This is a genomic window from Microcystis sp. 49638_E5 (assembly GCF_021300285.1).
Taxonomy (GTDB): Bacteria; Cyanobacteriota; Cyanobacteriia; order Cyanobacteriales; family Microcystaceae; genus Microcystis; species Microcystis aeruginosa_C.
Map to the genome: position 1 here is coordinate 1 of NZ_JAJTDH010000038.1, position 20,086 is coordinate 20,086.

Genomic DNA, 20,086 nt, shown 5'->3' on the forward strand with positions numbered 1-20,086 from the left:
TGATAAAATCGAAAGTAACGCCCAATTTTAGCCGAGAGTTTCCCCGTAAAAATCCCAACTTGGTAGATTTACAAAAATTAACTTAAAACTTACATCTGATAACTGATAACTGATAACTGATCACTGATTTACTCTCCCGCATGATAGGAACTGCGGACTAGAGGTCCAGATCTAACTTGGGAAAAACCCATTTTTTGGGCAATTTCTCCCAACTCGCTAAATTCTGCGGGAGTCCAATATTTCTGTACGAGCAAATGTTCCAGAGAAGGACGCATATATTGACCAATAGTAACTCGATCGCAGTCGATCGCGCGTAAATCTGCCAAAGTCTCGATAATTTCCTCTTTTGTCTCACCGTGACCGACCATTAGGCCAGATTTCGTCGGAATCGATCGATCGATTTCCTTAACATAACGCAAAACCGCCAAAGAGCGATCGTATTTAGCCCCACGTCTAACCGGTCCTTGCAAACGGCGCACCGTCTCGATATTGTGATTGTAACAGGCAGGTTTTGCCCCTACCACCGTCGCCACCCGTTCCTGTTGACTTCCCTTACCTCCAGCAAAATCCGGGGTTAACACCTCAATTAAAGTGTGGGGATTGAGTTCGCGAATGGCTGTCATCGTCCGCACGAACCAACTGGCTCCGCCGTCTTCCATATCATCTCTGGCTACAGAAGTCAAGACAACGTAACTTAAATTTAACAATTGCACCGCTTCCGCCACTTTTTGCGGTTCCTCCACATCGAGAGGCATGGGTGCATGACCCTTATCCACTTGACAAAAAGCACAGGACCGGGTACAGGTGGGACCCATCAACAAAAAAGTCGCCGTACCTTGGGCATAACATTCGCCGCGATTGGGACAGCGACCCTCCTCGCAGATAGTATGAATGTTCCTTTGTTTGATAATGCGCTGAACCGTGGAAATTTCGCTAGATTTGCCGAGTGAACGCCGTAACCAAGGAGGTAAAGAGGTTATTTCCTCGCGCCACTGTGGGGGTATATTGGACATGAGAAGTTAACTAATGTTGGGGGTTGGGGATTCCAGTTATCAGTTATCACTGGGGAGAGGGGACAAGGGAGAGGCACGACCGACTCCCCAAAACGAAAACTTTTGATCTCACCATTAAGATAACTGCCATAAGCTGAGAAAGCGAGTCAAGATCATTGTTAATCAAAAAGGAAACTTGGGCAATGGGACGACGGCAACGGGGAAAAATTTTCAATCTGGTCATTCAAGGATTGGCGGGTTGCCTCTTGGTTAGTATTTTTGTTCTTAATCCCCAGCCATCCCTAGGCCAAAATTTTCTGGTTCCATTTGTATCTCCCACGGGTACAAGGATTTTTGTAGCCGGGGATATAGAATATGCTTCCGTGCATCTAGATGGATTTGCCTTATTTCAGATTGCCTCCCAAGATTTTACCGCTTCTGAGTCCCGGGAACTCTCCCCGGTAGAAAGACGGGCTAGGCGCATTGAGAGGGGCTTAAATAATATTATCAATCGGGGTTTCGATCCGACAACCCTGCAAGTAAGTACGGCGACTCTCAATAATTTAACCGTGATTGTGGCCAAGGATAACCAGAAGTTACCGCAACAGGTAATTCTGACAGTAACAGAAGTTGATGCCCTGATCGATTCTTCTTCGGTTGACGATTTAGCGGACAGATGGGTTAAAATCATCCAAACAGCTTTGCTCCAAGCTTGGCAAGAACGTCAGCCCGCCCCTCGTCGGCAACAGGTAATGACTGCCACTATAATTATTTTGGGGCTAACTTTCTTAAGCTGGGTATCAATTTGGTGGCAGAAACACCTAAGAAATCGCTTTAATCTCCTCAAAAAACAAGCTAAAAGGCAATCCGATCAAAATTTACCCATAAATTCCCCCCCCAGAAAAGATCGCTCCCAAGAGCCGATTTTAGCCGCTCTAGGAGATTCCTCTAATTTCCGTCAACAGGCTGATATTCAGCGACAACTAACGCTAAATATTCTCTGGAAAAGACTAGCTTTCATTGGACTGATACTGCTTTGGTTTGGCGGAATAGCGGCGATTTTGTATGTATTTCCTGAAACTAGGCTAGAAGGACGCGGAATAATCCGTATTCCTTTACAGATTTTTATCATCTGGTTGCTGATGACATCAGTGAGCAATATGGTTAATCTCTACGTTAATTTTCGGCTACGCGAGTGGGTAGAGGAAGGAGCGGTGTTTTCCGAAAATTTGGAAAGGAGGATTCTGCGCGCTCCCACTTTATTGGAGGTTTGGCGAGAAATTATCACATTTATCGCTATTTTTCTGGGAATTTTTGGTTTTTTGGCCTGGATGGGTCTTTCTTTCGCCTTTTTACTCACGGGAGCCGGTTTAGTGGGAGCATTGCTCACCTTTGCCTTTCAGGATCTTTTAAAAGATTGGATTAACGGTTTTCTAATTATCTTTGAAGACCAATACACTGTCGGTGATATGATCCAGTTTCAGGAGTTTATCGGTTTGGTGGAAAATATGAGTTTGCGAGCGACTCAATTGCGGGCTGCTGATGGACGTTTAATCACTATTGCCCATAACCAAATTATTAGCGCACACAACCTCAGTAAAGATTGGGCGCGGGTCGATTTTACCATCGAAGTCGCCTATCAGACCGAGCCAGATCTGGCGATCTCTTTAATGGCAGCCATCGCTGAAAATATGGCTGTAGATCCACAATGGCAAGAAGATATCATCAATCCCGTGCAGGTTGCTGGTGTTAGTCGGGTTTCTCACACAGGAATGGAAATTATGCTCAGAATTGTCGTCAAAAGATTACGACAATGGGACATAGAAAGAGAGTATCGTCGTCGTCTCAAGATTGCTTTTGAGGAGAAGGGAATTCACATCGGTATCCCCCAACAAAGTTTCCTGATAGCACAAGATAAAGAACAATTCAAAGGACAGTTTTAAAGGGGAGTGACTCTCTCTAACTTATGGTGATAACCTATTGAAAAATGGCGTTTTGGGGTTGTTATGTCCTTAAATGTAAAGTTTTGTTAGGAGATTCAATGTTTCTGGGAAAGTGGGTTAGAATCGAGTTGTGTTGGATTCGGGGTGTTCTATCTAAAGGATGAGAACTTTTTGCCCCTATTCCTCTGTTTCCCAAAGCTCCTCAGCCTTACTTTGTCTCTAACCTAGCCCGATAATATTTCTACGAACGGATTTGGTTTTCTCGCATTTGCTCTTTGACTTGCCACCCCCGATTGACCCAGACTTCACTGAGATGTGTCAGGCAGTCAGGGAATGGCCAACTGGTTGAGGCAAGGAGTAAGCAGGATTAGGTAGTGGGGGAATTGGTGCAGGTGATGCGGGGTGTGGTGTGAATATTTAAGTGAGTACACAAGGAAGGAGTTAACTATGTCTGACAAGAATAATGAGCCTAAAGATAGCTTAGATAAAATAAGTATAGGTGTCTCGTCTTTATCGACATTTGTTTTAATGATTATTGCCATTTTCAATGGGTTTATAGTATATCAGACTTCTCAGCTGCAACAGAAAACCAAAAATATTGAGATTCAATTAGAAGGATTTAAAACCAACATTCAAACGGCGGAATTAATTCAAAAATTGATTGGAGATTTACAAAGCCCTAAATTAAAAAAAGATATCGCTTTAATTGCTTTGAATCGGACGATAGCTGACAATGATGAAAGCTCTAAGCAGATGATTGCTGAGATAGCAACGCAAATTTATAGATCAAGATTTAAAGAGTTAATGTCTAAACCTTCGAATACAGATCAAGAATTTATAGGACAAACACCAGAGTTTCAAGATACTTTTACGGCTCTTATGATTATTGGCGAAAGGGATCCGAATCAAGCTAATGGGATTATTAAAGAGCTTAGAAAACTTCAAGAAGGCTACAAAAAGAACAACGATCCTAGAGAGAAAATTGTTGAACAAATAACTAAAAATTTTGATTTTGGTGTTGTTATTTACTATAACGAGAACGAGGAAGAAGTGAGTAAATTTAAGCAATATCTAGGTAAAAATTACACAATTGATTTACATCCGATTAAAAAAGAAGATGTTCAAAATACATATTCTTTAAAGAATGATCAGCCAATCAGTAGGATCAAATATTTTCATGCTGGGGATAGAGAACGAGCTAAAAATCTAGAGGAACTCACTCAAAGTTATGTGAATAATAATAAAAACATAAATTTACCTAAAGACCTACTAGAATCGGATCTACTAGAATTACTGGACTGGGATGCTCCTAATGGGAAGATTGAGATTTGGGTTTATTTCCCTCCAACTCCATCAACTCCATAAACTGACTGCCGCCCTCATTTGGTCGTGTACGAAGGTACTTGGAAGTAACCGTAAAAAAACGGCTCTTCTTGTTTCTGTGTGGAAAGAAGAAGAATAGGGATAATTTTTCGTAAATATAGTCTTCAAAGCCTTGCCTAGCAAGACTCCTACGAATGATAAGCACTGATTATCACACAGCGTCGAGAATATCCGAATGTGCAAGGCTGGCGACTGAAATTGACAGCGTAATTCGGGATTCCCCTTTTTTCTAGGTCGTTGCTTAGAGCGCGTTTTCACCGACTCACCTCTGATTTCTTTTCGTTATTTTACCGTTTTTTACTATCTTCCTTTTGGATTATCAGGTACTCTTTATAATTAAGCCTCTTGCTTAAGTTGACACCAAGATCGTGGTCAGTGAGTTTATCGAACTGCGTCGGACAAAAATGTCATATAGATATTTCTACAAAACTGAGATGTACCCAACAGTCTTAAGTAGAAAATTGCCGTCTTTTCACTGATCACTGATCACTGATTACTGTTTGGTAGGTTTGGACTAGGTTAGGATAGCTAACCTAACCTAGAAAATTTTTAGGAAGCTAAGGCTACCTCGACTATTTGTTGTAGTTCCCCATTTTGATAGAGTTCGATCATAATGTCGGAACCACCAATAAACTCACCGTTGATATAGACTTGGGGAATAGTCGGCCAATTGGAATACTCCTTAACTCCTTGTCTTAACTCCTGATCTTGCAGAATATCGACAGTTTCGTAGGAAACCCCCAGAATATTGAGAATTTGTATGACGTTATTCGAGAAACCACACTGAGGCATTAATTTATTGCCCTTCATGAACACAAGAACTTTGTTATTCTGAACTAATTGATCGATTCTGTCCTTAGTTTCGGGTGTCATAGGTCTAGTAGCTAGAATTTGAGCAAGAATAGCCAATCCTGAGACGTGGCATATCTTATCAGTTTAGCACAAGCCGTTGAGATAGCTTTAAAAAGGCAGGTCTTCGTCCTCCTCCAAACTGTCTAAAATTTCGTTAACATCAGGTCTCCCGCGCACGATAGTCATATTTTCCACAGACTTATTAACTTTAGTTTCTGCGGCCGAATTTTCCGGCAGTGAATAACCCATATTGACCACTTCACCATCAAAAGATTTCGCTAACTTTTGAGCAGCCGCCAAAATTTCGCTAACATCTACATCTTGATCTAATGTCTCTAAAGATGAATCAAAATTTAAGATTTTTTGTGGCAGTTCTGTGCTAGGAGTTTTTGGGTTTCTGGCTGCGGTGATCTTTGCTTCTTTTTTCTCGATAATTGCTTCTTTGATCGGGGGAATATCCACCACAGTCATAACTTTATTTTCGGGAGTTATTGGTGGGTTTGGTGCGGTTTCTGGTGGTGGTTGTATCCTAGCCGCCGGGGATTGGGAAACTTCCGCAGCCATGGCAGCAGTAGCGGAACCTACCTGTAAATGAACTTTAATCCGGCGCTGAAAAACTGCCTCGAAAGCTGACTCAATATTAGTCAATCGTAGCCGGGCCATTTTTAATAATTGTTCCGAAGATATGCTTAAATAAGCACTCGATTCTTCCATATTAAAAAGACTGCCGTGCTGACGCAAGAGAGTGCGAGTAGTGGGGGGTTCCATTACTTCTAAAACCTGCCGCCAAATTTGTTCATGATTGTCATCACTGGCAACAGTTTTAACCTCAGTTTTCGGCACTGCGACGCTAGTTGTCGGGGTGATAACTGGCGGTTTTATCGGTTCATTAACCGGCGCTGGTGCTGTGATCACTTCAGGGGGCCTCTCGACGCTGGTTTGGGGACGGGAAGGCGCTACCGTGGCAACTAGAGGAATCACCTGTGCTTGCGGTAACAGTCCTAATAGAGTGACTTCTAACCAGAGACGGGGTTGAGTGGTGTTTTTTAGTTGCGTTTCGCTGTCTTTAAGCAGTTGTTGACCGCGGAGAATTTCCTCTAAAGACCAAGTACGCGCTTCCGTACATAATTCCTGCCAAGTGGGAGCGGTGACAGCCACCATTTCTGGACGATTAGGGGCAGTTTTGGCTAAAAGTAGGTTTAAATAGAATCCCGCTAGATTTTGCAAGACGATTAAAGGTTCCTTCCCGCGATTCATCAGATGGCGACATTGTTCGATAACTTGATCGGGAATATTGCCATGAATGACTTTAAGTAGGGTTAAGAGGTCTCTTTCGGGGACTGCACCGACCAAATCCCAGACTCGCTCGGCCGTAATCGTTCCTGCGAGTAAACTTAATTGATCGAGGAGACTTTCGGCATCGCGTAAACCACCGTTAGCGATCTGAGCCACTAGGGTTAATGCTTCTAGGTTAATATCGATCGCTTCTATTTGGGCGATTTTTTGTAGGTGTGCCACCATGGCATCGAGAGCAATACGGCGATAATCAAAGCGTTGACAACGGGAGATGATGGTAGGCAAGACACGCTGAGGATCAGTGGTAGCAAGCACAAAAATCACTCGATCTGGCGGTTCTTCTAGAGTTTTCAGCAAAGCATTAAAGGCCGCCGTACTGAGCATATGGCATTCATCGATGACATAGACTTTATAACGACATTGGACGGGGGCAAATTGCGATCGCTCGATAATTTCCCGAATGTTATCCACACCGGTATTACTAGCGGCATCAATTTCGATCACGTCTAAAGCGGAACCATTGGCGATCGCTTGACAGACGGAACACTTACCGCAGGGAATCGGTGTCGGATGGTCACTAGACAGACAGTTGAGGGATTTGGCTAAAATTCGCGCCGAGGAGGTTTTCCCCGTGCCTCTGGGTCCGGTAAATAGGTATGCAGGAGCGATTCGCTCACTGATTAAGGCATTACTCAAGGTCGTGGCGATCGCTGATTGTCCCACCAAATCGGCAAAGGTTTGGGGACGATACTTATGATGTAGAGGTTCGTAGGTCATGACTGGCTGAAAACTTTTTCCGCACCCTAGAGACTACTATTATCCTATCCCGATTCTTTTTCAACACGAGAACAAGTGTATGCTTTTGATCTAGACAGGTTTAATGCGCGATTTGCATCACGAAAATGGCAATTTTGCTAAGGCATCTAATAAATTGTATTAATAACTACAATTTCGCCGAGAAAACCTGACGACTATCTTAGTATGCCTAAAGACAGCGCCACCAATCAGACCAACTGCTTATGACTGAATCTACAAAAACCCAATGTCCTTACTGTGGAGTAGGTTGTGGTTTGACAGTCACCCCCCCCGCGTCGGCCGGACAAGCATGGAAAGTCTTCGGGGACAAGTCCCACCCCTCCAGTCAAGGTATGATCTGTGTTAAAGGGGCTACCGTAGCGGAATCAATCGATAAAAATCGCCTCAAAACCCCGATGATCCGCGATTCTCTCCAAGAGCAATTCCGTCCTTGTACCTGGGAAGAAGCCCTTGATCGCATCGTTAACCGCATTCAAACTCTAATCGCTCAGGGGGAAAAGGAAAGTATCTGTCTATACGGTTCGGGACAATTTCACACCGAAGATTACTACATCGCCCAAAAACTGGTCAAGGGCTGTCTGGGAGTCAATAACTTTGATGCTAATTCCCGTCTTTGTATGTCTTCGGCCGTGGCCGCTTATCGGGACAGTTTCGGGTCCGACGGTCCCCCCTGCTGTTACGATGACCTAGAATTGACCGATTGTGCCTTTCTGGTGGGGACAAATACGGCCGAATGTCACCCCATCATCTTTAACCGTCTGCACAAGTATCTCAAAGGTAACAAAGAAGCGAAATTAATCGTCGTTGATCCCCGCAGGACAAAAACCGCCGAGGCCGCTAATCTCCACCTCGCCATTAACCCGGGGACTGATATTGACCTATTTAACGGTATTGCTCACCTGTTAATGAATTGGGGTGCGATCGATACCTATTTTATCGATAAATGTACCCGAGATTTCCCCAAATACGCCGAAATTATCCGCCATTATCCCCCCGAAATCGTCGCGCATAAATGCGGCATCCCCATCGACGATTTAGAACAGGCTGCCCGCTACTGGGCCGAATCGAAAAGAGTGCTTTCCCTTTGGTCGATGGGTATCAATCAATCCAGCGAAGGCACGGCCAAAGCCCGCACTTTAGTCAATTTACACTTAATGACGGCTAATATCGGTAAGCCCGGGGCCGGTCCTTTTTCCCTAACGGGACAACCCAACGCCATGGGAGGACGGGAAGCTGGCGGCCTCTGCCATCTTCTCCCCGGTTATCGTTCCGTCAAAAATCCCCAACACCGGGCCGAAGTGGAACAAGCTTGGGGTTTACCTGCTGGTCGGATTTCTCCCGTCCCCGGTCGCGATGCTTGGAGTATGATTACTGGTTTGGAGACGGGAGATGTCAAACTTCTCTGGATTGCCGCCACTAATCCGGCTGTTAGTATGCCTGATCTAAAACGCACCAAGGCGGCCCTGTTAAAATCACCTTTTACTATCCATCAGGATGCCTACTATCCCACGGAAACCAGCGCCTATGCCCATTTATTACTGCCAGCAGCCCAATGGGGCGAAAAAACGGGAACAATGACCAATTCTGAGCGTATGGTGACGTTAAATAAGGCTTTTCGTCCTCCCGTTGGTCAAGCTAGGGCCGACTGGCAAATTTTTGCCGAAGTTGGTCGCCGTTTGGGGTTTCAGGCACAATTTAATTTTCAGGATTCGGCCGAGGTATATTCCGAGTTTGCCCGCTTGACATATAAACGTCCTTGTGATATGACGGCGATTAATTATGATCGCCTGGCCGAGACTCCCCGACCGTGGCCCGATTCCATCGATGAAATTTCCGCTCCTAAAACCGCTAATTCCGGGGAATTACTGGGGAATTTAGTTAAAGATCACGATAAAAGCGAAAAAACAGCCGCAAAACGCCTTTATACCGATGGTAAATTTAATACTGCCGATGGTCGTGCTGTTTTCGCCGCCTACCACAGTAAAGGTCTAGCGGAACCCCCGGACGATGATTATCCCCTAGTGTTGACCGTGGGGCGTTTGTACGGTCACTGGCACACCCAAACCCGCACCGGCCGCATCGAGAAAATTGTCAAAATGCACCCCGCACCTTTTCTGGAAATTCATCCCCAAGATGCGGCAAAATTGGGCATAGAAGCTGGAGAATGGTTGGAGGTGCGTTCTCGTCGCGGTTCTGCCCGTTTTCCGGCTTTAATTACCAAAGCAATTGCTCCTAATTGTGTCTTTGTGCCGATGCACTGGGGGGCCCTATGGGCAGAAAATTCTGAGGCCAATAGTCTCACCCATCCGGCCGCTTGTCCGATTTCCCTGCAACCAGAATTAAAAGCTTGTGCCGTCAAATTGATCCCGTTGAAGTTTTTAGTTAATGCCGAATTATCTCCCGGTCAATTTCTGGCAACTCCCTAATCAAATAAGGGTTTTGATCCTAAATCCTGTTTTGAAAAGTTGATAACAATCAGCCATAAGTTAGCCAATGATAGTTAGTCAAGTTTTTAATTTCATTAGTGATTGTTTCGAGATACTGACAACGAGTTATCAGAATTTCTGACCTTTCTTCAATCGTTTCAAAATACTCATTAACCAGAGGTTCATCTACTAGAGACCACAATCTCTCGGCTGGCTGTAGTTCTGGTGAATAAGCAAAGTAGAAAATCGAGCATGATTCCATCGGGAACTTCAAGTTTTTGACTTCTATGCCACTGGGCATTATCTTGTACTAATAGGACAATTTTTTCTGCCGATAACCCGACATCTTGTGCAAAAGATTGATAGACTAAACTTAACCATTGATGATTAACTCTTGGGATTAAATACCAGAGTGTTTTCCCTGTTTTCGGCTCAACAAATCCCTAAACATATAATCATTCATAACGATGATGCACTAGGGCAGAAGGCTTTTCTTCTATTGGTACCCAGACTTTTCTAATGATTGGTTTTAAGCCAACTCGATGTTCGTCAAAGAATCAGACTTCTCCCTGAGAATTGGGAAATTTATCTCTTAATTCTTGGACTTTTACTGTTAAATTTTGCTGAAATTTTTCTTGTTCAACTGGGTCTACCTTTTTATGTTTTCTCCTGGGTTTTTGACAAGAATATCTCGACTTTTTTAAGTAATCCCATCCCCTTTGATTCCAAACTTTTTCTCGTCCCGTTTCCTTTTCTATCCATCGGGCTACCTTCGGACCTGTCCAGATTCCTCCATCCGCAGGACGTTCTTTCAGTTCTTCTTTTAATTTTTGAAATTGTTCTTCCTTCAATAAAGGTTCTTTTCCTCTCCGATGTTCCGCACTTTTTTTCTTGAGATTTTTAACTCCTTCTTCTCCTAATTCATTATATCTTTTGAGAATTCTAAAACTATACTGATAATCTAACCCCACAGCTACTGCCGCATTTTTGATTGTCCATCCTAACGATATTTTCCACAATAAGTGCCATCTTCTTGTTTCCACTGAGTCTTGACTGCTTCTGTATCTATCTTTCAGTTCCTCTGAACTTAGATGTTCGGCTAAGTAAGCTTTCTTGGGCATTTTATCTCCTCGTCTTTACTCGTTTTATTATAACAGGATTTAGTATGTGTCCCTATTTCGATTTCTCAACGTTTGTTTCTGGCACTTTTCCTGAAAAAAAAGTCCCTAAACCGTTTTCTAGCAAGGTTTTCACTGATATTCAGCCAACCCTAACTACATATTCTCATTCCGAGATTGCGATCGAACTAACCGATCTTTGCCAACGTTTTTTCCAGTGGCTAGTCGGTTCTAAGTCACAGAGTGCCTGTTCGCTGCGACGACGTTGTATAATCACTTCGGCTGGGTCGCTTAAAGTCGCGTCTCGATAGGGAATAGCGGCCTTAGTTTGCAGATGTTCCCATTCCTGTGCCGATAGAGATGGGGGTAAGGACAAAAAACTGGCTATTGTCCCTGGCGATCGCCGCCCGACGCTATCGGTGGCCCCAATCTGCAATCCTGCTAATTGTAAAGCCCTTCGCACCGAGGCAGCACAGGAATAGGTGACTAAATAACCCGTCGGACTCAGGCATTTGGCCACTAAAGCTAAAAACTCCACCGTCCACAGTTGCGGACATTTACCCGGGGAAAAGGGATCGAGAAAAATTGCCTCTGCTTGAAAACCCGCGTCAATCACCTTGGTTATCGTCTGTCGCGCATCCCCGATTAACAGTTTAGCGGTGAGATTAGGCAAGTCTAGCCGGTGATTATGGGCAAAATCGCTTAAATATTCGGGAATTGGTTGACTCCAACTATTTAAGAGCTTTTCTCTAATAGCTGCTAGGGGAACCACTCGATCGCTTTCCAAAGCTAATAATTCTACCCGACAATCCCCCCTAACTTGCCAAATGGCCGCCAAGGCCGCGGCGGCATTATACCCTAAGCCGTAACAAATGTCAAGAATTTTCAGATTATTGCTCTGGTCTGCTTTTGCTGCCAGACGACTAGAGAGGATAAATTTTTTCTCGGCTTCTTCCCTTGCCCCGGAGGTAGAATGATAACATTCGCCGAATTCGGTCGAAAAAAAGGTAGAAGAACCATCCTCAGTGACTTTTTGCGGGTAGACTTCGGGGGAGACAAGCATGGTGATGGAGAATGTCTTTGAGATGAATATCGGTTTCCAGCAGGCAAGCGTGACCACTATTGGGCAGAATCGTTAATTTTGCGGCGGGTAACTGCTGAATTAGGCGTTTAGCCTCCGCTACCGATGGTAACAGTCGGTCGCCTTGACTGGCTATCAATAACACCTCCAATTGCAGAGCTTTTAACTCGCTGGCACTAACCTGAAACCGTTGTAACTGGGATAAACGCCAGCTAATCGTCTTCGGTGGGACGTATTGCATGGCTTTGAGGAGAGAGCGGCGATCTTCCCGGGATATTCGACCGAGAGCGGCCAGAAAGGGTAAAATAGTCAGGGCCGAGCTGCCGTGGATGAAATCGGGCATTATCTGGGTGATACCGATTCCCAAGCTTAAAAGAGGTCTTTGATTAAAAGAAGAAGCAGGGTTAATTAAAATCAGTTTTTTAATTAATTTTGCTGATTTTGTCGCTATTTTCAAGGCTAAACAGCCACCAAAAGACTCACCGCAGAGATAGACTTTTCTCGATTGTCCCTTTAATTCCTGTGCCAATAAAGCAATCACGCAATCGCTTAATTCCTCCCAATCGCCGAGATATTGCGGGGAAATCGCCAAACAACGCAGATCGAAGTAAGGAGCAAGGTTGTTAATCTGACGATGGTACAGTTGACCGCTGCCATCCATTCCAGGTAAAAATACAAACAGGGGATAATCGGGACGGGGATGACGGGGAATAATCCAACTGACAGGTTGTTCCATGGTGCGAGAAGCGCGCTCGATGTTAAAAAAGTTTTTTTTAGTTATCTATTTTAAGGATAATTAATATTAGAGAGATTTGCCAATTTTAAGAGTAGTATTAACCCCCAACCTATGGATGGTTTTTCTCTGCTCCCCAACCCCTGATAGCTGATAACTGATAACTGATAACTGAATTAACTGAGCCAAATTTTTAGGCCGCCGCTAAATTAGCAGCCACGAAATCCCAATTAACCAACTTGGTTAAAAAGTCGCTGATGTAATCGGGACGACGATTTTGGTAGTCGAGATAATAAGCGTGTTCCCACACATCCATAGTTAGGAGGGGAACCTGTCCGGCGGTTAAAGGATTGTCAGCGTTGCCGGTTTTGGTAACTTTGAGAGTACCGTTATCGAGAACCAACCAAGCCCAACCGCTACCGAATTGAGTAGCGCCGGCGGTTTTGAAAGCTTCGACAAATTTCTCGAAACTACCGAAATCTGCGTTAATTTTATCGGCTAAAGCACCGGTAGGCGCACCGCCACCACCCGGTTTCATGCAGTCCCAATAAAAACTATGATTCCATGCTTGGGCGGCATTGTTGAAAACCCCAGCTTTAGAGGCATCACCGGCAACCTTAACGATAACTTCTTCTAAAGAGAGAGTATCGAGTTCCGTATCTTTGACCAAACCGTTATAGTTATTGACATAAGCGGCGTGGTGCTTGTCGTGGTGGAATTCTAGGGTACTTTTGGTGATGCAAGGCTCTAAGGCAGTGTAATCGTAGGGTAAAGGGGGAAGTGTGTAAGCCATGTGTTCTCTGTATCCTCTCTTGAGAGCTTGTTTAAGGTAGTGTTGTTAACCTTTTGTCAGTATTCAGCTTAACCAAGACGAATACCGTTGCAATAAAACTTTACATCCTCGATCATAGCACCGAAGGAGACTTGATCAGTGATCACTGATCGATCAGCTTTTTTCTCCCCTCTCCCTTCTCCCCCATCACCTCAACCCCAACCCCTCACTGATAACTGATAACTGATAACTGATTACTGAAAAATCCTCCCCTCTCCCTTCTCCCCCATCACCCCAACCCCTGACTGATAACTGATTACTGAAAAATCACCCCAACCCCTATTGACCGTCTCCTAAATCCTGAGAAGATCACCAAACAATGTTAAAATAATTCCCATACTGTAGGCGCTTGCAGATTCTTGTGGGCGTGGCAGGGCAGGCGAAAAACGATTCCGTTCGGAATTAGACCAAAAAAGCTCCACTGGAAACAGCAGTAGATTTTATCTCACTGGGTTGACCGGTTGGCACTTCGTCAAATTACGGATCAATACAAAATTATCATTTACAGATCTTTCTTGGTAACTTATGGCACAGCGTACACGCTTAGGTGAAATCCTTCGTCCCCTCAACTCAGAATATGGTAAAGTTTCTCCCGGTTGGGGAACTACCTTGCTGATGGGAGTGTTTATGGCTCTGTTTTTAGTCTTTTTGCTGATTATTTTACAGATCTACAACTCCTCCCTAATTTTAGAAGGATTTAATGTAGATTGGGGTCAGTAAGCAGATTCCAACAATCTTGTCGGCATTTTTGGCCGCAGAATTGTCCCGCGGACTTTGGCAGGTGGGTTATTGCCCACCGCGATTTTTTTATTAGGAGCAGAAAAATGAATATTTTTGGGATTGGATTACCAGAAATGGGGTTAATTCTCTTGATTGCCCTGCTAGTTTTCGGACCGAAAAAATTACCAGAAATCGGTCGCAGTTTAGGCAAAACGATTCGAGGATTTCAAGAAGCATCCAAGGAATTTGAAAGTGAATTTAAGCGAGAGGCCCAGCAGATTGAAGACTCGGTAAAAATCAAAGCTGAATTAGAAGAAAGTCAATCTCCTAGGGATCAAACTCGTTCCAGTTAAGAACTGTGTAGAGATGTAGAGTAGGTCAAATTCGAGGCTATCCGCTAGATTAACATCGAGAATGACCAGAGCCGGATTAAATTGGCAGTTTTACCATAGACCTCTTGTAAAAATCAAAAATTGTTGTTAGGGTCAGGAGTCGGTCGTCGGTCGTCGGTCGTAGGTCGTCAGGAGATTATTTTATTTATTCTTCCCACTTCCCCACACCCCACACCCCACACCCCACACCCTACCCCCACGAAAAACTTTTTCAGCAGACCCTAAGTAGGCAGAATACATCATTAGTTTGAGAATTCCCAGAAGGCAGGGAAAAAATGACTATTTCCTTGCTATAAGTATTGTAGATGTCAAGAGTGGTAAATGAATGTCTATAGTGGTATCCCCCGAACAAGTCCATCAAATCGTCAACAACCTCCATCACGATCCCTTTGAGGTTTTGGGGGCCCATCCCCTAGAAGAAGAAGGAAAAGTAAATAAATGGGTTGTCAGAGCCTATTTACCGAAAACCACGGCCGCTTGGGTTATTTTACCGTCCCAAAGACAAGAATATCCCATGACGACCGCTTATCACCCCCATTTTTTCGAGTGCGTCATCGATATCGGTGAACTGAACAATTATCAATTACGCATTCACGAGGGGGAACAGGAACGGGTCATCTATGATTCCTATGCCTTCCGTTCTGCCAAACTGAGCGATTTTGATTTACATCTGTTTGGGGAGGGCAACCATCACCGCATTTATGAAAAATTAGGGGCGCATTTAGCTGAAATCGAGGGTATTAAAGGGGTTTATTTCGCAGTTTGGGCCCCTAATGCCCGCAACGTCTCGATTATTGGTGATTTCAATAACTGGGATGGTCGTGATCACCAAATGCGGAAACGTAATAATATGGTCTGGGAATTGTTTATCCCGGAAATCGGTGTTGGCACTAAATATAAATACGAGATCAAAAATTGGGAAGGTCATATTTACGAAAAATCTGATCCCTACGGTTTTGCCCAAGAAGTACGCCCGAAAACCGCCTCGATTGTGGCTAATTTAGATAGCTATACTTGGAATGATAGCGATTGGATGGAAAAACGCCGCCATAGCGATCCTTTAACTCAACCGGTTTCCGTCTACGAATTACACCTCGGTTCTTGGCTGCACACTTCTAGTGCCGAACCCCCCCGTTTACTTGCCGGGTCCGGGGAAGCGGTTCCCGTGTCGGAATGGAACACCGGGGCGCGCTTTTTGAGTTATTACGAGTTAGCCGAAAAACTGATTCCCTACGTTAAAGAATTAGGTTACACCCATATCGAATTATTACCGATCGCCGAGCATCCTTTTGATGGTTCTTGGGGTTATCAAGTGACGGGTTATTTTGCCCCCACCAGTCGCTACGGCAATCCTGAAGATTTTATGTATTTTATCGATCAATGTCACCAAAATGGCCTTGGTGTGCTAGTGGATTGGGTCCCCGGTCACTTCCCCAAAGATGGCCACGGGTTAGCTTTCTTTGACGGGACTCATCTTTATGAACACGGCGACCCGCGCAAAGGGGAACACAAGGAATGGGGAACCTTAATTTTTAACTACGGTCGCAACGAAGTCAGAAATTTCCTGGTGGCTAATGCCCTTTTTTGGTTCGATAAGTACCATATTGACGGTATTCGCGTGGATGCGGTGGCTTCTATGCTCTATCTCGATTATTGTCGTAAAGATGGGGAATGGGTGGCTAACGAGTACGGTGGCCGGGAAAATTTAGAGGCCGCTGAATTCCTGCGTCAAGTCAATCATGTAATTTTTAGCTATTTCCCCGGAATTCTCTCTATTGCCGAAGAATCCACCGCTTGGCCGATGGTGTCTTGGCCCACCTATATGGGCGGTTTAGGCTTTAATTTGAAGTGGAATATGGGCTGGATGCACGATATGCTCGATTATTTCGGCATGGATCCTTGGTTCCGTCAATTCCATCAAAATAATGTCACTTTTAGTATGTGGTATAACCACAGCGAGAATTATATGCTGGCTTTGTCCCACGATGAAGTGGTTCACGGCAAAAGTAATATGATTGGCAAAATGCCGGGGGATGAGTGGCAAAAATTTGCCAATGTCCGGGCATTATTTAGTTATATGTTTACCCACCCCGGCAAGAAAACCATGTTTATGAGCATGGAATTTGGTCAGTGGAGTGAGTGGAATGTTTGGGGTGATTTGGAGTGGGGTCTTTTGCAGCATGAACCCCATCAACAGCTAAAACGCTTTTTCTCAGATTTGAACGCCACCTATAAGAGTGAACCTGCTTTATATACCCAGGATTTTGGTCAGGATGGCTTTGAGTGGATCGACTGTAGTGATAATAGTCATAGTGTCGTTTCTTTCCTGCGCTGGAGCAAAAATTGGCAGGAGTTTGTGGTGGTGGTCTGTAATTTTACTCCCCAACCCCACAGCCATTATCGCGTTGGTGTACCCCATCCCGGTTTTTATCAGGAAATCTTTAACAGCGATGCGGGTAAATATGGCGGTAGTAATATGGGCAACCTCGGCGGTAAATGGTCGGAGGAATGGTCCTATCATAGCCGTCCCTACTCGATCGATCTCTGTTTACCACCTTTAGGGGTTTTAGTTCTCAAAATCGATCCTCATGCTTCTGGGGAATAGGGCAGCTTTTTTCAGTGTTGCCAAAGGCACGGCGTAGCCGTCCAGTAAACAGTTATCAGTTATCAGTGAACATGGTAACTGTTTACTGGTAAGCAGCTAGACACAATTAACTACACATATAGTCATTTCAATTAAGATTGAGAATATCAATGCCAGAGTTCATAATGGTTTAACCGGTCTAGAGTGTATCAGACTTATCTGAAATGACTATATCTAACTACCTCTTGCATGAGTGCCTATCCTAACCAAGAAGTTAATTTTGTCCTATTACTGAACTGGTAACTGATAACTGGTAACTGATAACTGATAACTGATAACTGATAACCCCTAACAAAAAATTTTAGAGGTCATCTTGCGGAAAGTGGCCTCTTTTTTGGCTGAATTTTCCAGAAACTATTAAGTTGTTAGATTAGCGAGCAGTGTTTGCACCCATTCTTGAGCGAGTTCTTCCACGTTACCATTACTGTCGAGATGGCTAAGAATATATTTTTGTCGTTGGTGAGCTAATTCCGCGAGACTACCGATATGAACAAAACTTTCTGGTAAACGATCATTCTCAAAGGAATATTGACCGACGTGGATAAACCGGCATTCTAAGGCGAAAATTAATCAGGGGGAGAAACTGGTTAACCATTTTTCATCTCCCTTAATATTTCCTTACTTTTTCGTTAATATTTATGGTAGCAAAGCCATTAGATGGTCTGAACAGGTGCGGACAAGAAAGTCCAGAAAGTGGGCATTTTCCTCCGTTGATCATCGTAGCCATAAACAAGCAAAAGTTTCTGTATATTTGGTTACTAAATAATACAGATTTGCCCTGGATGCAGCCCGGGGAAAAGCCGGTCAAAAACTAACCCATCAGGATCACCGTATCGATGACGTGGATCACACCATTATCCGCCTCGATATTACCCGCCACCACCGTGGCATTTTTCACCTCAAAACCTTCGCTACAATCGATGGGAATCGGTGAACCCTCTAGAGAAGTCACTACAGCCAATTTTGCCAAATCTTCCTGCATATATTTGCCCGCAACGACGTGATAGGTGAGAATTCGGGTTAATTGGGGGATATTCTGCACTAGGGTTGTAATCGTCCCGGGGGGCAATTTGGCAAAAGCTTCGTCGGTGGGGGCAAAAACCGTGAAGGGGCCGGGACTTTTTAGGGCATCCACAAGATTAGCGGCTTGTACCGCCGTCACTAGAGTTTTAAAATTATCGGCACTGACCGCAATATCGACAATATCTGCCATAAACTTGACTCGATCCTCAAAAAAATCATCTATTTCAGATTTTAAACTTAATCTTGTCCCAAAGATCGTTCTAGATAAGTAGGGTGTGGGAATTATGAATTATGAATTATGAATTGGGGAAGTGGGGTGTGGGGTGTTTTCTCAGTGAACTGATAACTGATAACTGATAACTGACTTCTAACCCCATGTTGGCCAAAGATAAGCAAAAATTATTTATTGACTCCACAAACTTGAGAATATTTAAATTAACATTCCGCAATATTTACAAATTCTTAAGAATTAATTGAGAAAGATTTTTATTTAACAACGATGTTATCATGGTTACAGCGATTTTGCTGAATTTCATAATGGGTTATTCTGTGCTTTTTTGGGCAGCAATGGTTGAAACCCTTGCCACATCTACAAGGTAATCCTAATTAAGACGGGTAAATTAGTCAATTTCACGCATAACGATGATCTTTTTTTTGTGTAGTTTTATTGCAAAAAAAAAGTTTTTTTGACAAAAAGCACAAAGTATGATGAAGACGCTGGTGTATTTCTGGCTGCCAGTAATTATTGCAGAGTTAGGTCAAAATCAGGGGATTTCCTGTTTCCAAGTCAAGAAATACAGAAAAGCAGCAATTCGATCGAGAAATCGATAAAAACAGCCTAGACTAGAAAAAGAATCCTCTATCCTGACAGCTATCCTGTGGAGATTACTTTTTTAGGAACCAGTTCTGGGGTTCCCACTCGTTCCCGCAATGTCTCTAGTATCGCCCTTCGTTTGCCGCAACGGGCGGAAATATGGCTGTTTGACTGTGGAGAAGGAACTCAACACCAGTTACTGCGTAGCGACCTAAAAAGTTCCCAAATTCGACGCATTTTTATCACCCATATGCACGGCGATCATATCTTTGGTTTAATGGGACTGTTAGCCAGTATCGGATTAGCCGGTTCTGCTCAGGATATTGATATCTACGGACCACCCGGACTAGGGGACTATCTGCGTGCTTGTGCTAAGTATTCCTATACTAATTTAGCCAATCGGGTGCGTGTCCATCCCGTTTCCCCCGGCATACTCTACGAAGATGAAGAATTTACCGTCTCCTGTCAGCTATTAAAACATCGTATTCCCGCCCACGGTTATCGCATCGCCGAAAAAGACCGTCCTGGACGTTTTGATGTGGAAAAAGCCAACGCTTTAGGTATTCCCCCCGGACCAATTTACGGCAAGCTGAAAAAAGGGGAAACTGTCACCCTCCCCGATGGCAGAAAAATTCGCGGTCAGTCCCTCTGCGGGGAAACGGAAATCGGCCGTAAAATTGCCTATTGTACTGATACTATTTTCTGTGAAGGCTCGATCAAATTGGCACAGAATGCAGATGTGCTAATTCATGAGGCGACTTTTGCACACCAAGATGCCGGGTTAGCCTTTGAAAGTGTTCATTCCACTTCGACGATGGCAGCCCAGGTGGCCTTGGCAGCCCGGGTAAAATTGTTATTAATGACCCATTTTAGTCCCCGTTATCTACCGGGTAATTCTCTGGATATTTCCAATCTGTTAGAGGAAGCGCGGGCGATTTTTCCTAACACTAAATTAGCCTACGATTTCCTCACCTACGAAGTCCCTCGCAACCGTCAAGAAATGGCCTTAGGAGTTAAATAA

General features: G+C 44.1%; 16 protein-coding genes. 7 read left to right on the top strand and 9 right to left on the bottom strand.

Annotation, left to right across the window (positions count from 1 at the left end; translation table 11 throughout):
• Positions 1-128: 128 nt before the first annotated feature.
• Positions 129-1,013 (bottom strand): lipoyl synthase, encoded by an 885-nt coding sequence (lipA, locus tag LW728_RS12485; RefSeq protein ID WP_287766839.1) that lies wholly within the window; start codon positions 1,011-1,013, stop codon positions 129-131.
• Between the two features lie 182 nt (positions 1,014-1,195).
• Between lipA and LW728_RS12490 the strand changes: the two genes are divergently transcribed.
• Together LW728_RS12490 and LW728_RS12495 are read left to right on the top strand one after the other, a co-directional pair.
• Entirely contained in the window at positions 1,196-2,935 is a 1,740-nt protein-coding gene (locus LW728_RS12490) for a mechanosensitive ion channel family protein (protein ID WP_287766855.1), read from the top strand.
• 447 nt (positions 2,936-3,382) lie between these two features.
• Complete coding sequence (locus tag LW728_RS12495) at positions 3,383-4,300, top strand: hypothetical protein (protein WP_287766840.1); 918 nt, start codon at positions 3,383-3,385, stop codon at positions 4,298-4,300.
• A 567-nt stretch (positions 4,301-4,867) separates the two neighbouring features.
• Here LW728_RS12495 and grxD read toward each other — a convergent pair.
• On the bottom strand, positions 4,868-5,191 hold the full coding sequence (grxD, locus tag LW728_RS12500; protein ID WP_002770648.1) for a Grx4 family monothiol glutaredoxin: 324 nt from the start codon (positions 5,189-5,191) through the stop codon (positions 4,868-4,870).
• An 87-nt stretch (positions 5,192-5,278) separates the two neighbouring features.
• Positions 5,279-7,243, bottom strand: a complete 1,965-nt coding sequence (locus LW728_RS12505) for a DNA polymerase III subunit gamma/tau (RefSeq protein WP_287766842.1) — start codon at positions 7,241-7,243, stop codon at positions 5,279-5,281.
• 242 nt (positions 7,244-7,485) lie between these two features.
• Here LW728_RS12505 and LW728_RS12510 point away from each other — a divergent pair, with 242 nt between their 5' ends.
• Positions 7,486-9,708, top strand: a complete 2,223-nt coding sequence (locus tag LW728_RS12510; protein ID WP_287766844.1) for a molybdopterin oxidoreductase family protein — start codon at positions 7,486-7,488, stop codon at positions 9,706-9,708.
• A 49-nt stretch (positions 9,709-9,757) separates the two neighbouring features.
• Here the strand turns inward: LW728_RS12510 and LW728_RS12515 are convergent, their stop codons facing one another.
• From LW728_RS12515 to LW728_RS12535, 5 genes are all read right to left on the bottom strand, one after another.
• Positions 9,758-9,970, bottom strand: coding sequence for a hypothetical protein (locus tag LW728_RS12515; protein ID WP_287739695.1), 213 nt, complete (start codon positions 9,968-9,970; stop codon positions 9,758-9,760).
• A 295-nt stretch (positions 9,971-10,265) separates the two neighbouring features.
• On the bottom strand, positions 10,266-10,829 hold the full coding sequence (locus LW728_RS12520) for a helix-turn-helix domain-containing protein (protein WP_002803970.1): 564 nt from the start codon (positions 10,827-10,829) through the stop codon (positions 10,266-10,268).
• A gap of 163 nt (positions 10,830-10,992) precedes the next feature.
• A complete protein-coding gene (locus tag LW728_RS12525; RefSeq protein ID WP_287766846.1) occupies positions 10,993-11,889 on the bottom strand; it encodes a tRNA (5-methylaminomethyl-2-thiouridine)(34)-methyltransferase MnmD in 897 nt (298 codons plus the stop codon).
• Entirely contained in the window at positions 11,849-12,643 is a 795-nt protein-coding gene (locus tag LW728_RS12530; RefSeq protein ID WP_287766848.1) for an alpha/beta fold hydrolase, read from the bottom strand. The genes LW728_RS12525 and LW728_RS12530 overlap by 41 nt, the downstream gene beginning before the upstream one ends.
• A 190-nt stretch (positions 12,644-12,833) precedes the next feature.
• Positions 12,834-13,433, bottom strand: coding sequence for a superoxide dismutase (locus LW728_RS12535; protein WP_159296817.1), 600 nt, complete (start codon positions 13,431-13,433; stop codon positions 12,834-12,836).
• A 564-nt stretch (positions 13,434-13,997) separates the two neighbouring features.
• On the opposite strand from LW728_RS12535, the gene psbH reads away from it, so the two are divergent.
• From psbH to glgB, 3 genes are all read left to right on the top strand, one after another.
• Positions 13,998-14,192 carry a photosystem II reaction center phosphoprotein PsbH gene (psbH, locus tag LW728_RS12540; RefSeq protein WP_002736544.1) on the top strand — a complete coding sequence of 65 codons (195 nt, stop codon included), beginning with the start codon at positions 13,998-14,000 and terminating at the stop codon, positions 14,190-14,192.
• A 104-nt stretch (positions 14,193-14,296) separates the two neighbouring features.
• A complete protein-coding gene (locus tag LW728_RS12545; protein ID WP_002743526.1) occupies positions 14,297-14,545 on the top strand; it encodes a TatA/E family twin arginine-targeting protein translocase in 249 nt (82 codons plus the stop codon).
• Positions 14,546-14,909: 364 nt separating this feature from the next.
• On the top strand, positions 14,910-17,189 hold the full coding sequence (gene glgB, locus LW728_RS12550; protein WP_287766849.1) for a 1,4-alpha-glucan branching enzyme: 2,280 nt from the start codon (positions 14,910-14,912) through the stop codon (positions 17,187-17,189).
• An 850-nt stretch (positions 17,190-18,039) separates the two neighbouring features.
• Here glgB and LW728_RS12555 read toward each other — a convergent pair.
• Positions 18,040-18,441 (bottom strand): fasciclin domain-containing protein, encoded by a 402-nt coding sequence (locus LW728_RS12555; protein WP_002803963.1) that lies wholly within the window; start codon positions 18,439-18,441, stop codon positions 18,040-18,042.
• A gap of 688 nt (positions 18,442-19,129) precedes the next feature.
• Here LW728_RS12555 and LW728_RS12560 point away from each other — a divergent pair.
• Entirely contained in the window at positions 19,130-20,086 is a 957-nt protein-coding gene (locus LW728_RS12560; protein WP_287766851.1) for a ribonuclease Z, read from the top strand.

What these genes read in the sequence shown, in the direction of transcription:
- lipA (WP_287766839.1), bottom strand. Translation starts at nt 1,013, where the DNA reads ATGTCCAATATACCCCCACAGTGGCGCGAGGAAATAACCTCTTTACCT.
- LW728_RS12490 (WP_287766855.1), top strand. Translation starts at nt 1,196, where the DNA reads ATGGGACGACGGCAACGGGGAAAAATTTTCAATCTGGTCATTCAAGGA.
- LW728_RS12495 (WP_287766840.1), top strand. Translation starts at nt 3,383, where the DNA reads ATGTCTGACAAGAATAATGAGCCTAAAGATAGCTTAGATAAAATAAGT.
- grxD (WP_002770648.1), bottom strand. Translation starts at nt 5,191, where the DNA reads ATGACACCCGAAACTAAGGACAGAATCGATCAATTAGTTCAGAATAAC.
- LW728_RS12505 (WP_287766842.1), bottom strand. Translation starts at nt 7,243, where the DNA reads ATGACCTACGAACCTCTACATCATAAGTATCGTCCCCAAACCTTTGCC.
- LW728_RS12510 (WP_287766844.1), top strand. Translation starts at nt 7,486, where the DNA reads ATGACTGAATCTACAAAAACCCAATGTCCTTACTGTGGAGTAGGTTGT.
- LW728_RS12515 (WP_287739695.1), bottom strand. Translation starts at nt 9,970, where the DNA reads ATGGAATCATGCTCGATTTTCTACTTTGCTTATTCACCAGAACTACAG.
- LW728_RS12520 (WP_002803970.1), bottom strand. Translation starts at nt 10,829, where the DNA reads ATGCCCAAGAAAGCTTACTTAGCCGAACATCTAAGTTCAGAGGAACTG.
- LW728_RS12525 (WP_287766846.1), bottom strand. Translation starts at nt 11,889, where the DNA reads ATGCTTGTCTCCCCCGAAGTCTACCCGCAAAAAGTCACTGAGGATGGT.
- LW728_RS12530 (WP_287766848.1), bottom strand. Translation starts at nt 12,643, where the DNA reads ATGGAACAACCTGTCAGTTGGATTATTCCCCGTCATCCCCGTCCCGAT.
- LW728_RS12535 (WP_159296817.1), bottom strand. Translation starts at nt 13,433, where the DNA reads ATGGCTTACACACTTCCCCCTTTACCCTACGATTACACTGCCTTAGAG.
- psbH (WP_002736544.1), top strand. Translation starts at nt 13,998, where the DNA reads ATGGCACAGCGTACACGCTTAGGTGAAATCCTTCGTCCCCTCAACTCA.
- LW728_RS12545 (WP_002743526.1), top strand. Translation starts at nt 14,297, where the DNA reads ATGAATATTTTTGGGATTGGATTACCAGAAATGGGGTTAATTCTCTTG.
- glgB (WP_287766849.1), top strand. Translation starts at nt 14,910, where the DNA reads ATGTCTATAGTGGTATCCCCCGAACAAGTCCATCAAATCGTCAACAAC.
- LW728_RS12555 (WP_002803963.1), bottom strand. Translation starts at nt 18,441, where the DNA reads ATGGCAGATATTGTCGATATTGCGGTCAGTGCCGATAATTTTAAAACT.